Source organism: Leeia speluncae, from assembly GCF_020564625.1.
GTDB classification, from domain to species: domain Bacteria; phylum Pseudomonadota; class Gammaproteobacteria; order Burkholderiales; family Leeiaceae; genus Leeia; species Leeia speluncae.
In genome coordinates this window covers 1-1471 of sequence record NZ_JAJBZT010000027.1, presented here as the reverse complement: position 1 = coordinate 1471, position 1471 = coordinate 1, and the positions used below count along the sequence as shown (strand labels likewise).

General features: G+C 42.1%; 1 protein-coding gene. It reads right to left on the bottom strand.

Going from position 1 to position 1471, the window contains the following annotated elements; all coding sequences use genetic code 11:
* A partial coding sequence (locus tag LIN78_RS17940; RefSeq protein WP_227182258.1) for a hypothetical protein occupies positions 1–1471 on the bottom strand: 1471 nt, incomplete at both ends.

The following is a 1471-nucleotide window of genomic DNA, read 5'->3' as shown; positions in this document are numbered from 1 at the left end:
ACCAGTGATGGCTTTATTGGTATCTTCGTTAGTGATTTGGGTGGCTGGTACGGTGTTCACTGGCGCATCGTTCACTGGAATAACCGTAATAGAAGATACAGCAACGTTACTATTGCTTGACCCATCATTTACCGTTACTTCAATAGTGCGCGTAATGTTTGTTGGATTATCCGATGTGCTTGCAAACTTAATTGCAGCAATCGCTGTTTGATAAATTGCTAATGAGGCAGTACCACTAATCGTAATAATGCCATTAATTGGATCATATTGGCTGACGACTAATCCCGTTGGCAATGTGCCAGCAGCCAAATAGTCGCCACTTTGCGCATTGGTTAGATGAATAACCGCACTCTTAATTTCAGTACTATCTACATCAGTTATCTGTACATCATTACCCGCGATAGCAACCCCAGTGCCATTCTCTGTATACGTAGCCGCATAAGACGTACCCGTTGCAGAAGAGTTATCCTGATCCAAGTCTAAAACCGGAGAATCATTAACAGGGATAACATGGACTGTTGTTGTTGCTACATTACTATTCGCTTGACCATCATTCACGACAACAGTAATGACTCGATCAATCGTACTGTTTGGTGTATCAGACGTACTATTAAACTTCACTGCCTGAATAGCAGTTTGATAAGCAGCCAAAGTGGCGCTACCAGTTAGCGTTAACACACCAGTCACAGCGTTGTATGAAGACGCTGTAATACCTGCAGGTAAGTTTTCAACTTGTAGCAAATCACCGGCTTGAGCGTTGGTTAATGTAATAGTTGCACTTTGGATTGTCGTATTATCCGCATCTGCAATCGACACATCAGAATCGGCTATTGAAACCGGAGTACCTTCAATATAATCAGTAACATAACCAGTTAAATTAGTAGAATTTGAGCCACTAATTACTTCAACTGTCCCTGTAATATTGTCAATTCTTAACCCGGTCGGACCTGAATTAGTCGGGTAGCCAGCATCGCGGTTTTCAACTACAAAAGTAATAACATTATTACCGCTTTGGAAAGCAGCAGTTACACCATTCAAATCAACATGGGTCAAAGTGCGATAACCCAAGGCGGATGAAATTCCTGTAGAGACACCATTAACCAGAATATCTCTTAAGAAATTATCTGCACCAATATCAAAGCTTATCTGAACAGAACTAGGATCAGCACCCGCCTGAAGCGTAAAGCTAGTTTGATATTGATATAAGCCAGTAGGTTGAGTACCGGTTGAACCCACCCACACCGAGTCACCATCATTGGCAAACCATGAACCAGAGATTTGCGATGTCGTACTAGTGACACTATTACCTGTAGGGCCGGATAGCATTGTGTAATGGCTATCTGTCACGCCTAGCGCTAAGGCAGCGCCGTTATTATCAACACCTGTATTGAACAATCCAGAAATAGCTTGTTTGCTCATTACGTTATGTGAATTATTGGCATCTAGATCAATTACTGGCGCATCATTTGTT